This is a genomic window from Pseudomonas sp. LBUM1658 (assembly GCF_059716055.1).
In genome coordinates, this window is record NZ_CP166798.1 from 806,878 (window position 1) to 829,495 (window position 22,618).

At 60.3% G+C, this 22,618-nt stretch carries 17 protein-coding genes; 2 read left to right on the forward strand and 15 right to left on the reverse strand.

Features of this window, described 5'->3' with window-relative positions; genetic code table 11:
• Positions 1 to 2: 2 nt before the first annotated feature.
• The 15 genes from ACA064_RS03710 to dksA form a co-directional block, all read right to left on the reverse strand.
• On the reverse strand, positions 3 to 2,921 hold the full coding sequence (locus tag ACA064_RS03710) for a DUF748 domain-containing protein (RefSeq protein WP_497672175.1): 2,919 nt from the start codon (positions 2,919 to 2,921) through the stop codon (positions 3 to 5).
• 97 nt (positions 2,922 to 3,018) lie between these two features.
• Complete coding sequence (locus ACA064_RS03715) at positions 3,019 to 4,032, reverse strand: class I SAM-dependent rRNA methyltransferase (protein WP_497672176.1); 1,014 nt, start codon at positions 4,030 to 4,032, stop codon at positions 3,019 to 3,021.
• Between the two features lie 230 nt (positions 4,033 to 4,262).
• On the reverse strand, positions 4,263 to 5,135 hold the full coding sequence (locus tag ACA064_RS03720; protein WP_497672177.1) for an oxygenase MpaB family protein: 873 nt from the start codon (positions 5,133 to 5,135) through the stop codon (positions 4,263 to 4,265).
• Positions 5,136 to 5,173: 38 nt separating this feature from the next.
• Entirely contained in the window at positions 5,174 to 7,111 is a 1,938-nt protein-coding gene (acs, locus tag ACA064_RS03725) for an acetate--CoA ligase (RefSeq protein WP_497672178.1), read from the reverse strand.
• 221 nt (positions 7,112 to 7,332) lie between these two features.
• Positions 7,333 to 8,997, reverse strand: a complete 1,665-nt coding sequence (pgi, locus tag ACA064_RS03730; RefSeq protein ID WP_497672179.1) for a glucose-6-phosphate isomerase — start codon at positions 8,995 to 8,997, stop codon at positions 7,333 to 7,335.
• 244 nt (positions 8,998 to 9,241) lie between these two features.
• The gene (gene panD / locus ACA064_RS03735; protein ID WP_008153310.1) at positions 9,242 to 9,622 is read right to left on the reverse strand and encodes an aspartate 1-decarboxylase; all 381 of its coding nucleotides are present in this window, start codon (positions 9,620 to 9,622) and stop codon (positions 9,242 to 9,244) included.
• 107 nt (positions 9,623 to 9,729) lie between these two features.
• Positions 9,730 to 10,611, reverse strand: coding sequence for a pantoate--beta-alanine ligase (panC, locus tag ACA064_RS03740; RefSeq protein ID WP_497672180.1), 882 nt, complete (start codon positions 10,609 to 10,611; stop codon positions 9,730 to 9,732).
• Entirely contained in the window at positions 10,608 to 11,408 is an 801-nt protein-coding gene (gene panB / locus ACA064_RS03745; protein WP_497672181.1) for a 3-methyl-2-oxobutanoate hydroxymethyltransferase, read from the reverse strand. The genes panC and panB overlap by 4 nt, the downstream gene beginning before the upstream one ends.
• Positions 11,409 to 11,683: 275 nt before the next feature.
• Positions 11,684 to 12,169 carry a 2-amino-4-hydroxy-6-hydroxymethyldihydropteridine diphosphokinase gene (gene folK / locus ACA064_RS03750; protein ID WP_497672182.1) on the reverse strand — a complete coding sequence of 162 codons (486 nt, stop codon included), beginning with the start codon at positions 12,167 to 12,169 and terminating at the stop codon, positions 11,684 to 11,686.
• Between the two features lie 4 nt (positions 12,170 to 12,173).
• The gene (locus ACA064_RS03755) at positions 12,174 to 13,583 is read right to left on the reverse strand and encodes a polynucleotide adenylyltransferase PcnB (RefSeq protein WP_497672183.1); all 1,410 of its coding nucleotides are present in this window, start codon (positions 13,581 to 13,583) and stop codon (positions 12,174 to 12,176) included.
• A 731-nt stretch (positions 13,584 to 14,314) separates the two neighbouring features.
• Entirely contained in the window at positions 14,315 to 15,748 is a 1,434-nt protein-coding gene (locus ACA064_RS03760) for a sigma-54-dependent transcriptional regulator (protein WP_497672184.1), read from the reverse strand.
• A gap of 22 nt (positions 15,749 to 15,770) precedes the next feature.
• Positions 15,771 to 18,725: a sensor histidine kinase gene (locus ACA064_RS03765; protein WP_497672185.1), complete on the reverse strand. Its 2,955-nt coding sequence runs from the start codon at positions 18,723 to 18,725 to the stop codon at positions 15,771 to 15,773.
• Positions 18,709 to 18,885, reverse strand: coding sequence for a hypothetical protein (locus ACA064_RS03770; RefSeq protein WP_003176118.1), 177 nt, complete (start codon positions 18,883 to 18,885; stop codon positions 18,709 to 18,711). Before ACA064_RS03770 ends, ACA064_RS03765 begins: the two co-directional genes overlap by 17 nt.
• 77 nt (positions 18,886 to 18,962) lie before the next feature.
• Positions 18,963 to 19,859, reverse strand: a complete 897-nt coding sequence (gene gluQRS, locus ACA064_RS03775; protein WP_497672186.1) for a tRNA glutamyl-Q(34) synthetase GluQRS — start codon at positions 19,857 to 19,859, stop codon at positions 18,963 to 18,965.
• Between the two features lie 98 nt (positions 19,860 to 19,957).
• Complete coding sequence (gene dksA / locus ACA064_RS03780) at positions 19,958 to 20,401, reverse strand: RNA polymerase-binding protein DksA (protein WP_150643317.1); 444 nt, start codon at positions 20,399 to 20,401, stop codon at positions 19,958 to 19,960.
• A 325-nt stretch (positions 20,402 to 20,726) separates the two neighbouring features.
• On the opposite strand from dksA, the gene ACA064_RS03785 reads away from it, so the two are divergent.
• Together ACA064_RS03785 and sfsA are read left to right on the forward strand one after the other, a co-directional pair.
• On the forward strand, positions 20,727 to 21,899 hold the full coding sequence (locus ACA064_RS03785) for a pyridoxal phosphate-dependent aminotransferase (protein WP_497672187.1): 1,173 nt from the start codon (positions 20,727 to 20,729) through the stop codon (positions 21,897 to 21,899).
• A complete protein-coding gene (gene sfsA, locus ACA064_RS03790) occupies positions 21,899 to 22,612 on the forward strand; it encodes a DNA/RNA nuclease SfsA (protein WP_497672188.1) in 714 nt (237 codons plus the stop codon). Before ACA064_RS03785 ends, sfsA begins: the two co-directional genes overlap by 1 nt.
• Positions 22,613 to 22,618 lie beyond the last annotated feature (6 nt).

Consider the following 22,618-nt stretch of genomic DNA (forward strand, 5'->3'; position numbering starts at 1 on the left):
GATCACTCCGCGTCCAGGTGCATCGGCGTGATCACCCGGCCATCGCTTTGCGCCTGACCAAGGCTGGCGTCGATGAAGTACACGCGGTCATCGGCCAACTGGCCTTTATCCACCAGGTAATCCTTGATGCTGCTGGCGCGATCCTGGCCCAGTTGACGCAGGAGAACGTCACTCTCGCTCCAGAACTTGATCACCCCTTCGCGCAGTTTGGCGGTGCGTTCTGCTTTGTCCAGTTGCACCCACTCGGCTGGCGGCTGGGTCTTCAGGCGGGTACGGTAGATGCCTTCGAGCAACGGGCTTTTTTCGCCTTCCGGCACTTCCAGCAGCGAAGCCTGGGCCGGGACTTTATCTCCGCGTCGCTGGAGCATCTTGTAGTAGTTGTACTGGTATTCGCGTTCCAGGCGTTGTTCGGCGAGCAATGGGCCATCGCTGCTTTGCGCGGCTGTGCCTTCGATTTCCAGACGCAGTGCCGGACGTTCCTTGAGCGCGCTGGACAGTTTAATCAGCGCTGCTTCGGATTCCTTGCTCAGGTCACTTGAACCCGGGGCGAATGCCACTGTGCCGAGGTCCTCGGAACCGCCTCCACCGGCCAGACCACCAATGAACTTGAACGGCGCTTGAGCGGCACGCACGAGCAGATTGCGCAGGGTCTGCCAGATGATTGGCATCACGCTGAACTGTGGGTTGTTCAGGTCGCCGCTGACGGGCAACTCGATGGAAATCTTGCCATCAGAGTCCTTGAGCAAGGCGATGGCCAGTTTCAGCGGCAGGCTCACCGCATCCGGACTGTCGACTTTTTCACCCAGTTGCAGTTGCTCGACCACCACTTTGTTCTCGGCTTTCAACTGGCCTTTGATGATCTGGTAGTGCAGGTCGAGATTGAGCCGGCCCTTGCGAATGCGGTAACCGGCGAACTTGCCGGAGTAGGGCGTCAGTGTGGTCAGCTCGACGCGTTTGAAGCTGGTGGCGATATCCAGCGCCGCCATCGGGTCGAACGGGTTCACGCTGCCTTTGATGGTGACCGGGGCGTAGCGGTCGACCTTGCCTTTGATATCGACACTGGCCGGTTTCGCCTGACGGCTGTCGATGGTACCGATCTGGCCGTTGAGCTGTTGAACGGCGGTGGCAAAGTTGGGCGTCAGGCTGAAGTCGGCAAAGTTGGCCGAGCCATCGTTGATGGCAATTGCACCGACATGGATACCCAGCGGTTTCTCCTTGCTGGCGGCGGGTTTGGCGGCGCTTTTGGCATCGCTGTCCGCTGGCTGGGGGATCAGCAGGTCATCGATGTTGGTGGTTCGGTCCTCGTTGATCATGAAGCGCACGTAGGGCTGGAACAGGTTGACCTTGGTGATCGACAGGCTGTCGCCATGTTGGTAGTTCAACCCTTCGAGCACCAGTTGCTGCCACTTGAGGAAGTCGCGGGTCTTCAAGGTGTCCAGGGTGTGCAGTTGATCGACCTGGGCCCGGCCGGTGACGTTGAACGCCAGCGGTTCGGTGCTTTTCAGATCGACCGCCAGATCACTGCCGAGCATGCCGCTGCGCAGTTCCAGTCGAACGAACGGACTGATATAGGACTGGGCGACGCGCAGGTCGATGTCTTTGGTCTGCACCTGCAGCTTGGCGCTGACCGGGTTCAGGTTGACTTCGCCACTGGCCTGGAGCTTGCCTTGCTTGCCCAGCCCGCTATCGAGCTTGAGGGTGAAGGGTGACTTATTGAGGCTGTCGAAGTTTTGCAGGTCCAGGTTCAGCGGGCCAAGTTCCAGCTCCACCGCAGGTTGTGCCCGACGGTCGGCCAAATGAACTTGGTAGTCACGTAGTTGCACATCCTTGAGCAACACCTGCCATGGCTTGCTCGGTGCTGTCGGCTCAGGCTTGGGAGAGGCAGTGGCGGGTGCAGGTTCCGCTGCGGGTTTGGCCGGTTGGCTGGCGAATAGCTTCTGCCAGTCGAGCTGGCCATCGGCTTCGCGAGCGGCCCAGGTTTCCAGTTTCTGGCTGCGGATCTTGCCGACTACCACTTGTTGTTTGGCCAGATCGACCGTGGCCTCGCTGATGTCCAGCCGTGCGAGGCGCGCCAGCGGCCGACCATCCGGGGCCTTGATGGCGAAGGGCGCGACGCTCAGCGAGGCGTTGCTCAGGAGCAGTTCGGTTTCTTTGGAGAGGCTGAGTTTGTAATCGGTACTCAGGTTCAGCACGCCGTTTTCAAGCACCAGCGGCACGGCATCACGTACGTAGGGCCACCAGGCTTTCATCTGGCCGTTGGTGACTTTGAGCTTACCTTCGGAGGCAATCGGCACCAGGCTGAAGTTACCGGTCCAGTCGATCTGTCCACCTTGGGGGCCGACGGCGACCAGGGTCATATCGGCGTTATCGTCGGGCAACGTACTGAGGTTTTTCAGCTCGAAGTCGAGCTTGTCGTAGAGAAACTCGATCGGCTCGCTGGGGCGTACATCCTGAAAATGCACATAGCCGCCGGCCAGCTTGATCCGTTCGATGCGCAGTGGAAACGGCTTGCTGTCCGGATCGGGCGGGGTCGGCTCGCTTGCCGGCAGCTTGAACAGCTGGACCAGATTGAGCTTGCCGTCCTTGGCGAAGAGGATCTCGCTCTTGGGGTTGATCAATTCGACATCGGCCAGATGCAGGGCACGGGTCCACAGGCTGTCGAGCTGCAGGTTGGCGTAAAGTCGCTCGAAGGCCACTTGCTCCTTGCCCGGCTCTCCGATTTTCAGCCCCCAAAGGTTCAGTTCAAGGCTGAACGGGTTGAGCTCGATCCGCTCGATGCGTGCCGGTACTGTCGCGTAGTTGGCTAATTGTTGATTGGCAATCCGCAAGGCAATGCCCGGCAAAATCAGAAACCCCAACAAGCTATAAAGGGCGAGAGCAGTCAACAAGGCGCCAATGGCGCGGAACAATCCTTTGGGCATGTGAGGCGTCATCTATCTGGATCGGAAGTGCGTTGGAGTATGGCACGCGATTCCGGTTCCGAAGTAACTGCCTTTATTCGTGTAAGACTTGTCTGGATCAGAGTTGCAGGATCAAGGTTTTCAGTGGTGGTTGCTGATCCATGGACGGGAAATCGCTGCCTGGGGACAGTACCTGGCAGTCGCGCACCGGTCGACCGGCTTTTTCGGCGCAGCGCAAAACCTGTTCGCGCCAGTCGTCCATGGCGACCTTTGCCAGGTTGTTACAGCAGATCAGCACGCCATTTTCGGCGGTGCTCAGCAGGGCCGGTTTAAGCAGGCTTTGATAGTCGCGCAGCAGGTCAACGGTGCCGAAAGCGCTTTTTGCCCAGGCGGGTGGGTCGAGCAGGACCAGGTCGTACTGGCGCTGTTCCAGGCGTGGATAGCTCGGCAATTTGTGGCGACGCTGAATGATCGGCAAACCGGCCAACTGACGGATCGCGGCAAAATAGTCGGACTGGATGAACTGCATCTTCGGCAGTTGTGGATTGAGCTGCCCGTTCTCACGGCCGACCGCCAGATTACCCTCGGCAAAGTCCAGGTTGCACACTTCACTGGCGCCGCCGGCGGCGGCACTCAAGCCAACACCACAGGTGTAGGCGAACAGGTTCAGCACGCTTTTCCCTGCGCTGTGGTCCTTGACCCAGCCGCGGGCATTGCGCAGGTCGAGAAACAGCAGCGGATCCTGCCCGGCGTGGCGGCCACGGACCCGGTAGTTCAGGCCCCATTCGTGGCCGACCAGATCCTCCAGCGCAGCGTCTTCGGCACGATAGACCGGGTCGTCGCGATCGATGCGCGAGTTGCCCTTGGAGCGGTCGTTGTAGACCAGCAGGCTATGCAAACCGAGGTGTTGATTGACGGTTTCGTGCAGTTGCAGCAGTGCGTCGCGCTCCAGCGACTGATGAAAGCTTTGCACCAGCAGTTGCGGGCCGTAACGGTCGATGGTCAGGCCGGCGGCGCCTTCCTGGCTGCCATGGAACAGCCGATAGCAGTCGGTGCCTTGCTGATGCAACTCGGCCAGCAGGTCTTGGCGATGATCGAGGGCGGCGCGCAGCGCCTGATTCAAGGAAGACATGCTGGGCGCCTTGCAGGGGAATTTGGCGCGAGAGTTTAACAGCTAAGGGCGACCGGCTGGAGGGCAATGGTGTTCTGGCAGCCGCCTTCGCTGTACCTGTACTTGTAGGAGCGAGCTTGCTCGCGATGGAGGTTAACGATAACGCGTGTTTTCTGAATAAACGCGTCGTCCTTGAGTCCATCGCGAGCAAGCTCGCTCCTACAAGTTACGAGTCGTTCACAGAGCCGGTCTCAGGTCAGCAAGCCCATGCGCCGTCTGGCGCGATGCACCGAGCCGTTGCGCACCGCCCAGCGCAGCAGCGGGGCACTGCGTTTGACGCCGGCACGGATCAGCTTGCGTTGCATCGGCCCCTGGCTGACACCGAGCATGGCGCTGGCCCAGTCCGGCAACAGGTCGATACCGGCCCGCATCATCAGCGCGCCGAAGGGCCTGGCCAACTGGCTGGGTGAAGGGGCGTCCAGCAACAGGCGCAGCACTTCGCGGCTGCGTTGGTCACACAACAGCTGTGGGCGGATACGTTCAAGGTAGTCGGCGATCTCCTCTCGAGAACGCGGCACGTTTCGGGCGCCAAGACGTTCGGCGACCAGGGCGATTTCCGCGTAATAGCGGTCCTGATCGGCCAGCGACAGATTCGGGTTGCGGTAACGCAGATAAGCTGCGAGGAAGTTGCTGACCTCGGCCACATGCACCCAGGTCAGCAGATCCGGATCGCTGGCGGCGTAAGGCCGGCCATCGGGCGCGGTGCCGACCACTTGCAGGTGGATGGTGCGAACCTTGTCGATCAGCCACTCGGCATCCTGCCGCGAGCCGAAGGTGGTGCCGGAAATGAATTGCCCGGTGCGGCGCAGGCGACCGAGCATGTCCTCGCGGAAGTTCGAGTGATCCCAGACCCCGGCCAGTGCCAGGGGATGCAGGGCCTGCAGCATCAAGGCGCTGATGCCACCGATCAACATACTGCTGAAGTCGCCATGCACCTGCCAGCTGACCGAATCCGGGCCGAACAGGCCAGGGTCGCCCTTGGGGTTTTCCAGATCGAGCTTGCCCAGGGACAAGCCGGTCAGGCTCATGACTTGTGTTTCGATACGACGACGAATGAATTCCATGACCGCTCAGGTGAAGGCGCGGCCTTGGCCGCGCAGGGTTATTGGTTCAGGCGTTTGTCGATCAGCCCCTCGACCACGCTCGGATCGGCCAGGGTCGAGGTATCGCCCAGGCTGTCCAGTTCATTGCAGGCGATCTTGCGCAGAATCCGCCGCATGATCTTGCCCGAACGGGTTTTCGGCAAGGCCGGCGCCCACTGGATCAGGTCCGGTTTGGCAAAACTGCCGATCTCCTTGCTGACATGGGCCAGCAGTTCTTTCTTCAGGGCCTCGTTCGGCTCGGTGCCGTTCATTGGCGTGACAAAGGCGTAGATCCCCTGGCCTTTAACGTCATGGGGGTAACCGACCACCGCGGCCTCGGCAATGCTATCGTGGAGCACCAGCGCGCTTTCGACCTCAGCGGTGCCGATGCGATGTCCGGATACGTTGATCACGTCATCGATACGCCCGGTGATCCAGTAGTCGCCATCTTCATCGCGACGGGCACCGTCGCCGGTGAAGTAGTAACCGGGGTAGGGCTTGAAATAGGTTTCGAGCATGCGTTTCGGGTCGCCGTAAACGCTACGGATCTGCGCTGGCCAGCTGGCCTTGATCGCCAGTATGCCACTGCCGGCACCGCTGATTTCCTTGCCCTGATCGTCCAGCAGCACCGGCTGTACGCCGAACATCGGTTGGGTGGCGCAGCCGGGCTTGACCCGGCTGGCGCTGACCAGCGGGCTGAGCATGATGCCGCCGGTCTCGGTCTGCCACCAGGTATCGACGATCGGGCAGCGTTGTTCGCCGACGGCATTGAAATACCAGTCCCAGGCTTCCGGGTTGATCGGCTCGCCGACAGTGCCCAGCAGCCGCAGACTGCTGCGCGAAGTTGCCTGCAAAGGCACCGGACCTTCGCGCATCAGGGCGCGCAAGGCGGTCGGTGCGGTGTAGAAAATGTTGACGTGGTGCTTGTCGATCACTTCCCAGAACCGTGAGCTGCTCGGGTAGCTCGGCACTCCTTCGAAAATCAGCGTGGTCGCGCCATTGGCCAGGGGACCGTAGACGATGTAGCTGTGGCCGGTGACCCAGCCGACATCGGCGGTGCACCAGAAGACTTCGCCGTCCCGGTAGTCGAGCACGTACTTGAAGGTCATCGCCGCTTGCAGCAAATAGCCGCCGGTGCTGTGCAGCACGCCTTTGGGTTTGCCGGTGCTGCCAGAGGTGTAAAGAATGAACAGCGGGTCTTCGGCGTCCATCGGCTCGGGCGGGCAGTCATCGCCCGCGCCGCGCAGAGCCTGGTGATACCAGAGGTCACGGCCTTCGACCCAATTGACTTCACCCTGAGTGCGCTCGACCACCAGCACGGTGCTGACGTCCGGGCAACTGAGCAGCGCTTTGTCGACGTTCTGCTTGAGCGGGATGAATTTACCGCCGCGTACGCCTTCATCGGCGGTGATCACTGTGCGGCAGTCGGCGTCGAGGATCCGGTCGCGCAGGGAGTCCGGGGAAAAGCCGCCAAAGACTACCGAGTGCACCGCACCAATCCGCGTGCAGGCGAGCATGGCATAAGCGGCTTCGGGGATCATCGGCATGTAGATACAGACCCGGTCGCCTTTTTTCACGCCGCGACTTTTCAGCACATTGGCCAGCCGGCAGACGTTGTGATGGAGTTTTTTGTAGGTGATCTGCGCCGATTCGACCGGGTCGTCACCTTCCCAGATGATTGCCACCTGATCACCGCGTTTTTCCAGATGGCGATCGATGCAGTTGTAGCTGACGTTCAACTGACCGCCGGCAAACCAGCTCGCCGCACCGGTTTTCAGGTCCGCCTGTTGCACGCTTTGCCACGGTGTCGACCAGTCGAGAAAACGCGTGGCCTGTTCGGCCCAGAAGATATCGGGTTGCTCGATGGATTGGCGGTATAGCCGCTGGTAGTCGTCCTGACTCAGTTGTGCAGCCCGGCGGACGGCATCGGCTTCAGGAAATTGGCTGATATCGATCATGACGGTTCCTTATTCTTGTTTTTGCGACAAGAGGGGAGCTACGCGACCCTCGTAGGAGCTGCCGAAGGCTGCGATCTTTTGATCTTTACAATCAAAAGATCGCAGGCTTCGCCAGCTCCTACAGGAGCCGAGCACGCCACCGATTTTGCGGTTAACCCGGTGCCGTGGAACAGTCAGAAGCTTTTAAGCTGCAGGGGCGGGCAAACCGCCCCTTCAGCGTATCACCCGCGGTGACGACCACGGAAGTAGTTGATCAGGCCTTGGGTGGACGCATCATCAGCCGGTGTTTCCTCGCTGCCGGTCAGGCGGTTGTAGACGCCCTTGCCGAGTTCCTTGCCCAGCTCCACGCCCCACTGGTCGAAGGCGTTGATACCCCAGATCACGCTCTGCACGAAGACTTTGTGTTCGTACATCGCCACCAGTGCGCCGAGGCGCCGCGGGCTGATGCGTTCGACCACCAGGGTGTTGCTCGGACGGTTGCCCTGGATCACCTTGTGCGGTGCAATCTTTTGCACTTCGTCTTCGGCCAGGCCTTTGTCGCGCAATTCGGCTTCAGCTTCGGCGCGAGTCTTGCCGAGCATCAGCGCCTGGCTTTGCGACAGACAGTTGGCGTACAGCCATTGGTGATGGTCGGCTACCGGGTTGTAGCTGACGATAGGCACGATGAAGTCGGCCGGAATCAGTTGGGTGCCCTGATGCAGCAACTGGTGGTAGGCGTGCTGGCCGTTGCAACCGACGCCGCCCCAGATCACCGGGCCAGTGTCGGTGGTCACCGGTGTGCCGTCCTGGCGCACGCTCTTGCCGTTGGATTCCATATCCAGCTGCTGCAAGTGCTTGGTGATGTTGCGCAGGTAGTGGTCGTACGGCAGGATCGCGTGGCTTTGCGCGCCCCAGAAGTTGCCGTACCAGACGCCGAGCAACGCCAGCAGTACCGGCATGTTCTGCTCGAAAGGCGCGCTCTGGAAATGCTGGTCCATGGTGTAGGCACCGGACAGCAGTTCCTTGAAGTTCGACATGCCGATGGCCAGGGCAATCGGCAAACCGATGGCCGACCACAGCGAGTAACGCCCGCCGACCCAGTCCCACATCGGGAAGATGTTCTCTTCGCGGATACCGAAAGCCACGGCGGCGGCATTGTTGCTCGAGACCGCGATGAAGTGGCGATACAGCTCGGCTTCGGAGCCGCCCTGGGCCAGGTACCAGGCGCGAGCGGCCTGAGCGTTTTTCAGGGTTTCCAGGGTGTTGAAAGACTTCGAGGACACAATGAACAGCGTGGTCTCGGCGCGAATTTTCAGCGACAGTTCGTGGAACTCACTGCCGTCGATGTTCGCCAGGTAATGGCAGCGCACGCCTTTCTGGGCGTACGACAACAGCGCTTCGGAGACCAGCTCCGGACCGAGGAACGAACCACCGATACCGATGTTGACCACGTCAGTGATCGGCTTCTCGGTGTAACCACGCCACAGACCGTCGTGGATACGGCCGACCAGCTCGGTGATCTGGTTCAGGACTTTGTGCACTTCCGGCATCACGTTGACGCCGTTTACCGACAACTTGTCGCCCACCGGGCGGCGCAGTGCGGTGTGCAGGGCCGGGCGACCCTCCGAGGAGTTGACCAGTTCGCCGGCGAACAGTGCTTTGATCGCCTCCTGCAGGCCGGCTTCGTTGCCCAGGCCAACCAGCAGGTCGCGGGTTTCTTTGTTGATCAGGTTTTTCGAATAATCGAGAAAAAGCCCGCAGCTGCTCAAGGTGAATTCATTGAAGCGCTGAGGGTCGGCATTGAAGGCTTCACGCATGCTGAAATCTTGCATGGCTTCGCGGTGTTCATTCAACGCTTGCCAGGCGGGCAGAGCGGTAACGTCGTGTGGAGTGCGGTAGTACGCCATCGCTGCGATTTTCCTTTTACTAGAACTGCCTTTTGGACACTGAAAAGCCTGGAATGTCTTGCTCGATCACAAGACGATGTCCAGTCACCTGCGTTAACACTAATCAATAAGCGCAGGGCGAATACAGTAACCCCCGCGTCTTGATCTGTCTCGGCTTTGTCTGCCCTGCGACTGGTACTTTTTTATAACATCGCGACCGGTGGACATGACAACCTGCTTTCAGTGCGCGCAGATGTGCGGTCGATCAGGCGACCTGCACCGGGATGGCATTGCTGGTATGGCTCAGCTCATTGCCTGGTGCCATGTAGAGCATGCGCGGCTTGAAATTGAGCAATTCGGCTTCGCTGTAGTGGGCGTAGGCGCAAATGATCACCCGGTCACCGACCTTGGCCTTGTGCGCGGCCGCGCCGTTGACCGAGATCATCCTCGAACCTTCTTCGCCACGGATCGCGTAAGTGGTGAAGCGCTCGCCGTTGTCGATGTTGTAGATCTGGATCTGTTCGTACTCACGGATCCCGGACAAGTCCAGCCATTCGCCATCAATGGCGCAAGAGCCTTCGTAGTCGAGCACAGCGTGGGTGACTTCGGCGCGATGCAGCTTGGCTTTGAGCATGATGGCGTGCATGAAAGTTTCCTTGGTCAAATCCGGACGGCGGGCAGCGCCCACAGGCACGTAGGAGCTGCCGCAGGCTGCGATCTTTTGATCTTGCCGTTATTGTTTGATCTTGCTGTTTAATCTTTTGATTTTGCCGTTTGAACCGCAGCGTTGAGGTTCACATGCAGGTTGTCGATCAACCGTGTGGTGCCCAAAAAGGCCGCGACGAGGATCACCAGGTCGCGATCATCCGCGGTGGCTGGACGCAGGCTGATTGCCTGGCGGATTTCCAGATAATCGGGTCGGAAACCGACGCCTTCGAGCTGTTGTTTCTGCGCCGACAGCAGCTTGGGGTAATCGCGCTCGCCCTGTTCAATGGCTTTGGCAATCTGGCTCAGGCTGCGATACAGCTCCGGTGCGATGGCGCGTTGCTCTTCATTGAGGAATCCATTGCGCGAGGACAGTGCCAGGCCGTCGGCGGCGCGTACGGTCGGTTCGCCAATAATCTGGATCGGCAGGTTCAGGTCGTGGACCAGGGCGCGAATGACCGCCAGTTGCTGGAAGTCTTTCTGGCCGAAGATCGCCAGGTCTGGCTGGACCATGTTGAACAGCTTGGTGACCACCGTCGCCACGCCTTCGAAGTGACCGGGACGGCTGGCGCCGCACAGGCCTTCGGACAATTGCGGAACGCTGACGCGAGTCTGGCCGGTCATGCCGTCCGGGTACATTTCATCGACAGTCGGGGCAAACAGCAGGTGGCAACCAGCCTGGAGCAATGTTTCCTGGTCCGCGGCGAGGGTCCGTGGATACCTGTCGAGGTCTTCGCCGGCACCGAATTGCAGCGGATTGACGAAAATGCTCGCCACCACGAAGTCCACCCGCTGGGCCGCCTTGGTCACCAGCGCCGCATGGCCACTGTGCAGGTTGCCCATGGTCGGCACGAAGCCGATCCGTTTGCCTTCACTGCGGGCGCGAGCTACGGCGGCGCGCAGTTCGCGCACGGTCTTGACAGTGTTCATGCAGAGAATCCGTGTTCAGGGCCAGGGAAAGTTACCGCTTTGACTTCAGTGACGTAGGCGCTCAAGGCCGTTTGAATGCTGTCCTGCCCGGCCATGAAGTTCTTCACGAACTTTGGCGCGCGACCGGTCAGTGACAGACCGAGCATGTCGTGCAGCACCAGCACCTGACCGTCGGTGGCGCTACCGGCGCCAATCCCGATCACCGGAATGCCCACCGCCTGGGTGATTTCAGCGGCCAGCTCGCTCGGTACGCATTCAAGCAGCAGCATGGCGGCGCCTGCCTGTTCCAGGGCGATGGCGTCTGCGCGCATCTGCCGCGCCTGGTTTTCATTGCGACCCTGGACTTTATAGCCGCCGAGGATGTTCACCGACTGCGGCGTCAGCCCCATGTGTGCGCAGACCGGCACGCCACGTTCGGCCAGCAGCCGGATCGAATCCGCCAGCCACAGCGCGCCCTCGACTTTGACCATATGCGCGCCAGCCTGCATCAGCAGGGCACTGTTGTGCATCGCCTGTTCGGTGGTTGCATAGGCCATGAATGGCAGGTCGGCGAGGATCAGCGCTCCGGTGGTACCGCGTTTGACGGCGGCAACGTGGTAGGCCATGTCAGCGGTGGAAACTGGCAGTGTGCTGTCATGTCCTTGCAACACCATGCCGAGGGAGTCACCCACCAGCAGCACGTCGACACCCGCCTCGCAGCAGGCGTGAGCAAAGGTCGCGTCATAGCAGGTCAGCATGGCGATCTTTTCACCTTTGAGCTTGAGGCTCTGCAAGGTGGTCAGGGTAATGTCTGGCATGAAAAGTGTCCTCATTCAGGCGCTGTGAAAACTACTGCGAGTAACGCGCGTGATGTTTCGTTTATACAGGCGCACGGTCTTTTGTCGTGCTTATAAGGCCTGGATGGCGCCCTTTAATGCCGGGTTGGCGGCAGCGGGATGCCTATAGTCGTGAGGAGAACTCTGGAAGTCAATTGTGTGTGTTACCGCATTGTTACGCAGGCAGTGTTACCCATGTAACTGATGCGATTCAGCACGGTTCCTGTGTTGCTGCATTCCCACAGGAGGCGCGACAGTTAAACCTGTGCCAGACGTTCCAGCCCGACAAACGGACAGTCGGCGAGCAAGGCACTGAGCAGGCGGCCATCAGCCAGTTGCAGACCCGACGGGGCCAGTTCGGCCAAGGGATAGAGCACAAAGGCCCGGGCCTGCATGTGGTAGTGGGGGACTTTGAGGCGCGGTTCGTCAATCAATCGGTCGCCGAACAGCAGGATATCCAGGTCCAGGGTGCGCGGCCCCCAGCGTTCATTGCGCTCGCGGCCTTGATCGTTTTCGATGGCTTGCAACGCATCGAGCAGCTCCAGGGGCGCGAGGCTGCTGTCCAGCGCGGCCACGGCGTTGGTGTAGCGCGGTTGGCCGGGAAGCAGGGAGTCGCTTTGGTAGAAAGCCGATATGCCAATCAGCGCGGTCTGCGGTAACTGCGCCAATGCATCGACTGCATTGCGCAATTGATCCGCTGGGGCCGCCAGATTGCTGCCCATGCCGATGTAGATACGTTCCATCCGGTTACTCGCCCGAAGCGCTCGGAGTGCCGACCGCGGTAGTGCGTTTACGCTTGCTGCCGCCACTGCGGCGACGCTTGCGTGGGGCACCGCTGGCGCCTTCGTCCTTGCCACTGAGGTCGCGAATCATGTCGCGACGCTCGCTATCGTTAGCGTCCTGATAATCGGTCCACCACTCGCCCAGGCCGTCGGTCTGTTCGCCAGCGCTTTCGCGTAGCAGCAGGAAATCGTAACCGGCACGGAAACGCGGGTTATCCAGCAGCAGATCGGCACGTTTGCCGCTGCGTCGCGGCAGGCGTTCCTGCATGTCCCAGATCTCACGGATCGGCAGGGTGAAGCGTTTCGGGATCGCGATGCGCTGGCACTGCTCGCTGATCAACTCGTGAGCAGCTTCCTGCATCGCTGGAATCGGCGGCATGCCGCGGTCCTGCAGGCGCAGTACGCGAGCCGGCAGGGCAGGCCAGAGCAGGGCAGCGAAGAGGAACGCCGGGGTGACCGGTTTGTTCTGCTTGATGCGCAGGTCAGTGTTGACCAAGGCTTCGCTGATCAGGGTGTGGGTGTAGGTCGGGTTGTGCTCCAGTGCCTCGGCACTGGCCGGGAACAACGGATCGAACAGCTGCAGGTCCACCAGCATTTCGAAGGTGTCTGCGGCATGGCCGGAGAGGAATAGCTTGAGCACTTCCTCGAACAGTCGTGCCGAAGGGATCTCGCGCAGCATCGGCGCCAGATCGCGAATCGGCGTGGCGCTGTGCTTCTCGATGCCGAAATCCAGCTTGGCGGCGAAACGCACGGCCCGCAGCATCCGTACCGGGTCTTCCTGATAGCGCTGCTGTGGATCGCCAATCAGGCGGATCAGGCGGTTGCGGATGTCGTGTACGCCATTGGCGTAGTCGAGGATGCGCTCACTGACCGGATCGTAATACAGGGCATTGATGGTGAAGTCGCGACGTTGGGCGTCTTCTTCCAGCGTGCCATAGACATTGTCCCGCAGAATGCGCCCGCTTTCGTTGCGTGAGGACTGGTTGCTGTCTTCCTCTTCATCGTTCTGCGGGTGATTGGCGCGGAAGGTGGCGACTTCGATGATTTCGCGACCAAAGTGGATATGCACCAGTTTGAACCGGCGGCCGATGATCCGCGCATTGCGAAATTCGGCGCGGACCTGTTCCGGCGTGGCGCTGGTGGCGACGTCGAAGTCTTTGGGCGTGATGTTGAGCAGCATGTCGCGCACGCAACCGCCGACCAGGTAAGCCTGGTAACCGGCGTTCTGCAGGCGTTCGACGATGTTGACCGCATAACGGCTGAATTGAGCGCGCTGCAGCGAATGCTGGCTGCTGTTGAGCACTTCAGGCGTGCTGCGGATGTGTTGCGTACGACGCAAGGGAGAACGGAATGACTGGAACAGCTTCTTCAGCATGGGATGCACTGTTTGAAGGAATGTTCGGCCATAACGAAGAATGACCGCATGATGGGCGGGGATTCTAGCATTTAGTCGGGGGATGGTGTAGGACAGAGCAGTTTTGAGTTGCAAGCCGCAGGCTACGAGGGCAAAGCCTTGAGGTGGAAGTCCGCAGTGGGGATTCTTGAATCGCGGAAACCACAAGGGGAGCCGAAGCTCCCCAAGAAGTAGTTGCATGCTCTATTTTTATTATTGGTGTCGGGCTTTTTGTTTTTGTTGAGTGCCCTCGTCACGCGTTCTTACCTTCGTGACCCTCCCAATCGGGAGCCAAGAGCAAACGGATTGCTTTGGTCGCTGTGCTGCATGATCTATGTGATCCAACCAGTTCAGGCTCTGTCTTAGGACAGTTTTTTGTTGTTCTCGGCCTGGTCGCGGGGCAAGCCCCAAATACAACGCCTCTCCAAAAGAATCAGTTAGCTGCGCCTCCGCCGTGTTGTTTTTATTGTGCGTGAGCCGTTTCGTCTTATTTTTATTGTTTGTTGCATTGCTTGTTATTGTTTTTGTACTAAGCATATAGCAGGTGTCGTGCCAACTTTTGCGAAAGCCTGTAAAGCCGGGGGGTTGGCGGTAGAAGGAGGTTTTTTCGGGCATAAAAAAGCCGGGGCTTCGTTACCGTAAACCCCGGCTTCTGTTACGTGAAAAATCTGAGGTAACAGTTTCTTCACCTGTGCGGGTGTTACCCGCGCGCATCAGCTCTCGCTGGTAACCCCGGTCTTGCGTCGTGGAATACCCAGGCGCTGGCGACGTTCCCACAGGCATTTGCGGCTGACCCCGAGTTTGCGGGCCAGCTCGGTCTCGGTCATGTGATCCTGATGCTCGAGAACGAAATGCTGGAAGTAGTCTTCCAGCGACAGGTCTTCGGTAGGCTCGTGGCTGGTGTTGTTGGCGCTGCCCTGTTGCGGCGCCAGGCCGATGAAGTCATCGTCTTCCAGATCACTCAGTTCGATATCGATCCCCAGCAGTTCGGCGGAAATCTCCGGGCTCTCGCACAGGATGACCGCGCGTTCCACGGCGTTTTCCAGTTCGCGCACGTTACCCGGCCAGGAGTAATGACGAATCGCCTGCTCGGCGTCCGCGGCGAACCTCAGGTCCGTGCGGTTGACCCGGGCACTTTGCCGGGCGAGGAAAGCGGTGGCGATTTCGTTGACGTCGGCGCCACGTTCACGCAACGCCGGCAGTTTCAGGGCGATCACGTGAAGGCGGTAATACAGATCTTCACGGAACTGGCCGATCTTGGCCAGGCTCTTGAGATCGCGGTGAGTCGCGGCGATCAGGCGAACATCGACCTTCTGCGACTGCACCGAGCCGACGCGACGGATTTCACCTTCTTGCAACACGCGCAGCAAGCGGGCCTGGGCTTCCAGTGGCAGCTCGCCGATTTCATCGAGGAACAAGGTGCCGCCATCCGCGGCTTCGACCAAGCCGGCGCGACCGGCGCTGGCACCGGTGAAGGCGCCTTTTTCATGGCCGAACAGTTCGGACTCGATCAGGCTTTCCGGAATGGCCGCGCAGTTCACCGAAATCATCGGCGCCTTGGCGCGTTTCGACAGATTGTGCAGGGCGCGGGCCACCAGTTCCTTGCCGGTACCGGACTCACCCTGGATCAGCACATTGGAATCGGTTGGCGCGACTTTGCGGATCTTGCTGTACATATCCAGCATCGGCGGGCAGGAGCCGATAATGCCAATCTCGCCGTTGCTGTTGTCGACAGCGTTTTTCGCGGCGCCATTGCCCTTGCCGACAGCAGGTTCACTCGGTGTGCTCTGCGCCACTTGCCGGTCACGCAGGATGCGTGCGACGGCCTGCAGCATTTCGTCGTGATCGAAAGGCTTGGCGATGTAATCCACCGCGCCCATCTTCATCGAGTCGACGGCCGAGCGCAGGCTGGCGTAACTGGTCATGATCAGCACCGGAGTGCCCTGGCCGAGCTTGATCAGCTCGGTACCCGGTGCGCCAGGCAGGCGCAGGTCACTGACGATCAGGTCGAACGTGGGAATGCTGAAACGCTCTTGTGCTTCCTGCACGGAACCGGCTTCGCTGACCTGGTACTGGTTACGTTCCAGCAGACGGCGCAAGGCGGAGCGGATAATTGTTTCGTCTTCGACGATCAAAATGTGCGGCATTGATTCGATACTCTCGACGGTCTCAGTTCACAGCGGACGTCGCTTCGACATGACGCGGTAAGGTCACCCGGATACGGGTGCCGCGCTGGCTTTGTGTGTCAGCCGGGCTGTCGATGGTGATTTGCCCATAATGCTCTTCAACGATGGAATAGACCAGTGCAAGGCCCAGACCGGTGCCTTCGCCAGGATCCTTGGTGGTGAAGAAAGGTTCGAACAATCGGTCCATGATGTTCTGTGGGATACCGCTGCCTTCGTCTTCGACGATCAGATCGACCGTGTGTTCACCGGCTTCGCTCTTGACCCGTACTGCACTGCCGGGCGGTGAGGCATCGCGGGCATTGGACAGCAGGTTGATCAGGACCTGGGCGAGCCGCTGCGGGTCGCCGTCGACCCAGTGTTCGGGGTCGCACAGGTTGTAGAACTGCACTTCGAAGTTGCGTCGGTTCAGTGCCAGTAAACCAATGGCATCCTGCGCCACTTCGGCCAGGCACACCGGCTCGTCACTGTTTTGATGACTGCCGGCGTGGGCGAAGCTCATCAGTGACTGAACGATGCGCGAGATGCGCTTGGTCTGTTCGAGGATCTGCCCGCTGATTTCGGTCAGTTCGCTGTCTTCTTCGCGCTCTTCACGCAGGTTTTGCGCAAGGCAGGCGATGCCGGTGATCGGGTTGCCGATTTCATGGGCTACGCCGGCCGCCAGGCGGCCGATGCTCGCCAGCCGCTCGGAGTGTACCAGCTTGTCTTCGAGCATCTGGGTTTCGGTCAGGTCTTCTACCAGCAGCACCAGGCCGCTGTTACCGGGGGCCAACGGCTCGTCGATGGCGGCTTTGTGCAGGTTCAGCCAGCGGGTCTGACCGTCGAGGGCCAGGTGTTGTTTGTGCAGGTGCTCGTCCGGGAGGTTGATAAAGCCTTGCAGTAACTCCCGCCACGGATCGCCAAGGGTGCTCAGGCGCGAACCGACCACGCGCTGGGCGGCGATGCCGGTCAGTTCCTCCATGGCTTTGTTCCACATGAGGATTTCCTGATCCTTGGCCAGCGAGCAGACGCCCATCGGCAATTCCTGCAGGGTTTGCCGGTGATAACGGCGCAGGGCATCGAGTTCGGCGGCCAGGCCGGTCAGGCGCGAGTGGTAGTCCTCGAGGCGGCTTTCGATGAAGTGGATATCCTCGGTGACATAGTTCTCGCCACCGGCCTTGTACGGCAGGAAGGTTTCGACCATGTCTTGAGCCACGCTGGGTCCCATCAGGCCCGAGAGGTTGGCCTCGATGCGATCGCGCAGCCGGCGCAAGGCATAGGGGCGGCGCTCATCGAAGGGCAGATAAAGATCGCGCAAGGCCTGTTCGACTTCTTTCTGCGCCGCCTTGGCGCCCAGGGGCTTGGCCAGTTGCGTGGCGAACTCCTGAGGTGAGGCAGCATGCAGTTCCCGGCGTTGCGGGCGACGAACGTTATCCACCGCGCAGGCTTCGGCGGCGCTGGCCTCTTCGGGACTGGCGTTGGTGAACAGCGAGATCAGGGTGAACATCAGCACGTTTGCCGCCAGCGAAGCGATGGCCGCCATGTGCCAGCTGGTGTCATCCAGCACGTAGATCATGTTCAGCAGTGGAATGTAGAAGCCCTGCAGGTTGCCGACCAGCGGCAACAGCATGGTCACCAGCCACACCAGAATCCCCGCCAGCAAACCGGCGATGAAGCCGCGGCGGTTGGCGGTCGGCCAGTACAGCACCGACAACACGCCTGGAAGGAATTGCAACGTGGCGACGAAAGCGACGATGCCGAGGTTAGCCAGATCCTGCTCCGCGCCCAGCAACAGGTAAAAGCCGTAGCCGGCCATGATGATCGCGACGATCAGCGCCCGGCGGGTCCACTTCAGCCAGCGGTAGATGTTGCCTTCGGCCGGCGGCTGGTAGAGCGGCAGCACCAGATGGTTCAGGGCCATCCCGGACAGCGCCAGGGTGGTGACGATGATCAGCCCGCTCGCTGCCGACAACCCGCCGACATAGGCCAAAAGCGCCAGTGGCTTGCTGTTGGCGGCGATACCGATACCCAAGGTGAAGTATTCCGGGTTGGTGGTTGCGCCCAGTTTCAGGCCGGCCCAGAGGATCAGCGGCACCGCCAGGCTCATCAATAGCAGGAACAGCGGCAAGCCCCAGCTGGCACTCACCAGCGAGCGCGGATTGAGGTTTTCGGTGAAGGTCATGTGGTACATGTGCGGCATGACGATCGCCGAGGCGAAGAACACCAGCAGCAGCGTGCGCCATGGGCCTTCTTGCAGCGGAGTGTGCAGGGCGGCGAGGGCGGTCTGGTTCTGCAGCAGCCACAGTTCGAGTTGTTGCGGGCCATCGAACACGCCGTACAAGGCATACAGACCGACGCCGCCGATGGCGATCAGTTTGATCACCGACTCAAAGGCGATCGCGAATACCAGCCCTTCGTGCTTTTCCCGGGTGGCAATATGCCGGGAGCCGAAGAAGATGGTGAACAGGGTAATCAGTGCGCAAAAGCTCAGGGCCACGCGATGCTGCACCGGTTCGCGGGTGAGGATGCCAATGGAATCGGCAACTGCCTGAATCTGCAACGCCAGCAGCGGCAAGACCCCGATCAGCATGAAAATCGTCGTCAGCGCACCGGCCCAGGTACTGCGGAAGCGGAACGCGAACAGATCGGCCAGCGACGATAGCTGGTAGGTGCGGGTGATTTTCAGGATCGGATAGAGCAGCACCGGCGCCAGCAGGAACGCCCCGGAAACCCCGAGGTAACTGGAGAGAAAGCCGTAACCGTATTGATAGGCCAGGCCCACCGTACCGTAAAACGCCCAGGCGCTGGCATACACGCCCAGCGACAGGGTGTAGGTCAGCGGGTGGCGAATGATCGAGCGCGGGATCATCCCGCGCTCACTGATCCAGGCCACACCGAACAGCACCGCCAGGTAGGCGGCGCTGATCAGGATCATCTGGGTCAGGCTAAAGCTCATCGGCATCTTTTTGGCTCTGCAGAATGAAGGTCACGACAATCAGAATCAGCCAGAGCAGATAAGGGCGGTACCAGGCGCCAGTGGCGTCGATCCACCAATCCATGATGGCCGGGGAGAACAGATAGATCCCGACTACCAGGAGCAGGACCAAACGATAGATGTACATCCTGGCCTCTCTTTATAGTGCGCGTGCCCGAAAACGTGCGGCGATGGTAACGGATGGGCGCCAAGCTGCAAGTAGCGTCAGCGTATTTGCGCTTCGGGCAGCGTCAGTGTGCGCGGTATCTGTAGCGCATCCCAGTGGCGGATGCCCCAGTTCAGCACTTCCCGGGGGCTCGCGTCGTCCAGTTCGCTCAGCGGATTCTGGCCCAAGGCACGCAGCGCGCGCAGTAACAACGGCGTGGCCTCATCGTCGGTCAGCGGCGGCGAACGGTAGGATTTGCCCAGCTTGTGACCGTTCGGTTGGGTAATCAGCGGCACGTGCAGGTAACGCGGTTGTGGAAAACCGAGCAATTCCTGCAGGTAGAGCTGGCGCGGCGTGGAGTCCAGCAGGTCGGCGCCGCGGACTATATCAGTGACGCCTTGCCAGGCGTCATCGAGTACCACCGCCAGTTGATAGGCGTACAGCCCGTCGCGGCGGCGGATGACGAAATCACCCACGTCGCGACCCAGGTGCTGACGGAATTCGCCCTGTACCCGGTCTTCGAAGTGGTATTGCAGCTCAGGCACTCGCAGGCGGATTGCGGCGCCTTCGCGGGCGTGGCCAGCGTTGCGACAGAATCCGGGATAAATGCCGTGATAGGGCTCAAGCGTTTTGCGTGAGCAGGTACAGGCGTAAGCCAGGCCTTGATTGAGCAGGCGGTCGAGCATCTGGGCATAGGCGTCGTGACGATCACTCTGGCGGACCATCTCGCCGTCCCATTCAAAACCGTAACTTTCCAGGGCGTTGAGGATCGCGGCCTGGGCGCCGGGCTCTTCCCGTGGCGGGTCGAGGTCTTCCATGCGCATCAACCAGCGTCCGCCCACGGAGCGGGCGTCAAGGTACGAGGCCACGGCGGCGACCAGCGACCCGAAGTGCAGATAACCACTGGGAGTGGGGGCGAAGCGCCCTATATACGCGGATGAGGTGATGGCAGTCATGGGACGGAGCTACTGGAAATCCGGAGGTTATTGGAGATCAAAAGCCGGAAACAAAAAACGGAGCGTTCGCACGCTCCGTTTTTCGTTCAGCCCGGCTGTTACTTGCCGACCTGCTTTTCCTTGATTTCCGCCAGGGTTTTGCAATCAACGCACATGTCGGCGGTAGGGCGTGCTTCCAGTCGGCGAATACCGATCTCTACGCCACAGGACTCGCACCAGCCATATTCTTCATCTTCGATCAGCTGCAGGGTCTTGTCGATTTTCTTGATCAGCTTGCGCTCGCGATCACGGGCGCGCAGTTCAAGGCTGAACTCTTCTTCCTGACTGGCACGGTCGGCCGGGTCAGGGAAGTTGGCCGCTTCGTCTTTCATATGATCAACAGTGCGGTCGACTTCCTGCATTAAATCCTGTTTCCACTTGTTCAGGATTTTGGTGAAGTGCTTGCGCATGGGCTCGCCCATGTACTCCTCGCCCTTGGTCGGAACGTAGGGTTCGAAGCCGCTAATCAGTTGGCTGCTCTGTTGCTTTGCTTGGGTGGGCATGTGGACCGCCTCTACTCTTGTAATCCATTGCGCAGGATTGCTCCATCACCGGCACCTGCCGGCCCTGCGGCTGCAAGCGGGCGAACTTACCAGATCAAATCGGACCGCGCTACTCCCTGTTGACGAGCTAGCGGTCCGCGGTGCTTGCAAAAGCTTGCAAAGCCTTGTCTGGTGGGTCTGGAGGCCTGATTAAATATTGATTTTAGTCAATCCCGGGCCAAACGCATGGGATGTTCCGGCTATCTGATAAAACAGACCGTTTTAGGCTCTCGCTCGTTCCCTCGGTTGGGTAGAATCGGGTTTTGCTCACCCAGAAGGAAGGCTAATGGCTCAGCCCTACAGTGCGCGCAGCCGCGCTATCGAACCTTTCCACGTCATGGCGTTGCTGGCGCGCGCCAACGAGCTGCAAGCGGCCGGACACGATGTGATTCACCTGGAAATCGGCGAGCCGGACTTCACCACGGCCGAGCCGATCATCAAGGCCGGCCAGGCCGCGCTGACCGCCGGGAAGACCCGTTACACCGCCGCCCGTGGAATCCCGGAATTACGCAGCGCCATCTCGGGTTTCTACCAGCAGCGTTATGGCCTGGACATCGATCCTGAGCGAATTCTGATCACCCCCGGTGGCTCTGGAGCGTTGCTGCTGGCCAGCAGTTTACTGGTCGATCCGGGCAAGCACTGGCTGTTGGCGGATCCGGGGTACCCGTGCAACCGACACTTCCTGCGCCTGGTGGAAGGCGCGGCACAACTGGTGCCGGTCGGTCCGGAGGTGCGTTATCAGCTCACCCCGGAACTGGTCGATAGACACTGGGATCAGGACAGTGTCGGCGCGCTGGTGGCTTCTCCAGCCAACCCGACCGGGACAATTCTGACTCGCGACCAACTGGCCGGGCTGTCCGCCGCGATCAAGGCACACCATGGTCACCTGGTGGTGGACGAGATCTACCACGGCCTGACCTACGGCACTGATGCGGCCAGCGTGCTGGAAGTCGATAACGAGGCGTTTGTCCTCAACAGTTTCTCGAAATACTTCGGCATGACCGGCTGGCGCCTGGGTTGGCTGGTGGCGCCACCCGCCGCGGTCGGTGAGCTGGAAAAACTCGCGCAGAATCTCTATATCAGCGCCCCAAGCATGGCCCAGCACGCCGCGCTGGCCTGCTTCGAGCCCGATACCCTGAGCATTCTCGAAGAGCGTCGCGCCGAATTCGGCCGTCGGCGTGATTTTCTGCTGCCGGCCTTGCGCGAATTGGGGTTCGGCATTGCGGTGGAGCCGGAAGGCGCGTTCTATTTGTACGCCGATATCAGCGCATTTGGCGGAGATGCCTTCGCTTTCTGTCGGCATTTCCTCGAAACCGAGCACGTGGCGATTACCCCGGGGCTGGATTTCGGTCGGTATCAGGCCGGCCATCATGTGCGGTTTGCCTACACCCAAAACCTGGATCGTTTGCAGGAAGCCGTCGAGCGGATTGCTCGCGGTTTGCGGAGCTGGCAGGGCTGATGCGCTTTCATCCTCTACTCGAAGAAGGTCGCTTGCTGCGTCGCTATAAAAGATTTTTGGCGGATATCGAAACCGTTGACGGCGAGTTGCTGACAATTCACTGCCCCAATACCGGGTCGATGTTCAACTGCATGGTCGAAGGCGGGCAGGTCTGGTTCAGTCGCTCCAACGACCCCAAGCGCAAATTACCCGGCACCTGGGAGATCAGCGAAACCCCGCAGGGTCGCCTGGCATGTGTTAACACGGCGCGGGCCAACGGTTTGATCGAGGAAGCATTGCACGCCGGGTTGATCACTGAGCTCAATGGTTTTACCGGGCTCAAGCGTGAAGTCGCTTACGGGCAGGAAAACAGCCGGATCGATTTCCGCCTGGATTACCCGGAGGGCCCGGCCTTTGTCGAAGTGAAAAGTGTCACCCTGGGCTTTGATGGCTTGGCGATAGCTGCGTTTCCTGATGCGGTGACCCAGCGCGGAGCCAAACACCTGCGTGAACTGGCTTGCCTGGCGCGAGACGGCATTCGCGCGGTACAGCTGTATTGCGTCAACCTGACGGGAATCGAAGCGGTGCGTCCGGCGACGGAGATCGATCCGGTCTATGCCGCGGCGCTGCATGAGGCGGTTGCGTCCGGAGTCGAGGTGTTGGCTTATGGCGTGCGCTTGACCGCTGAAGAGGTCTGCATCGACCGACGCCTGGAAGTCATTCTGAACGGCTAGTGACCA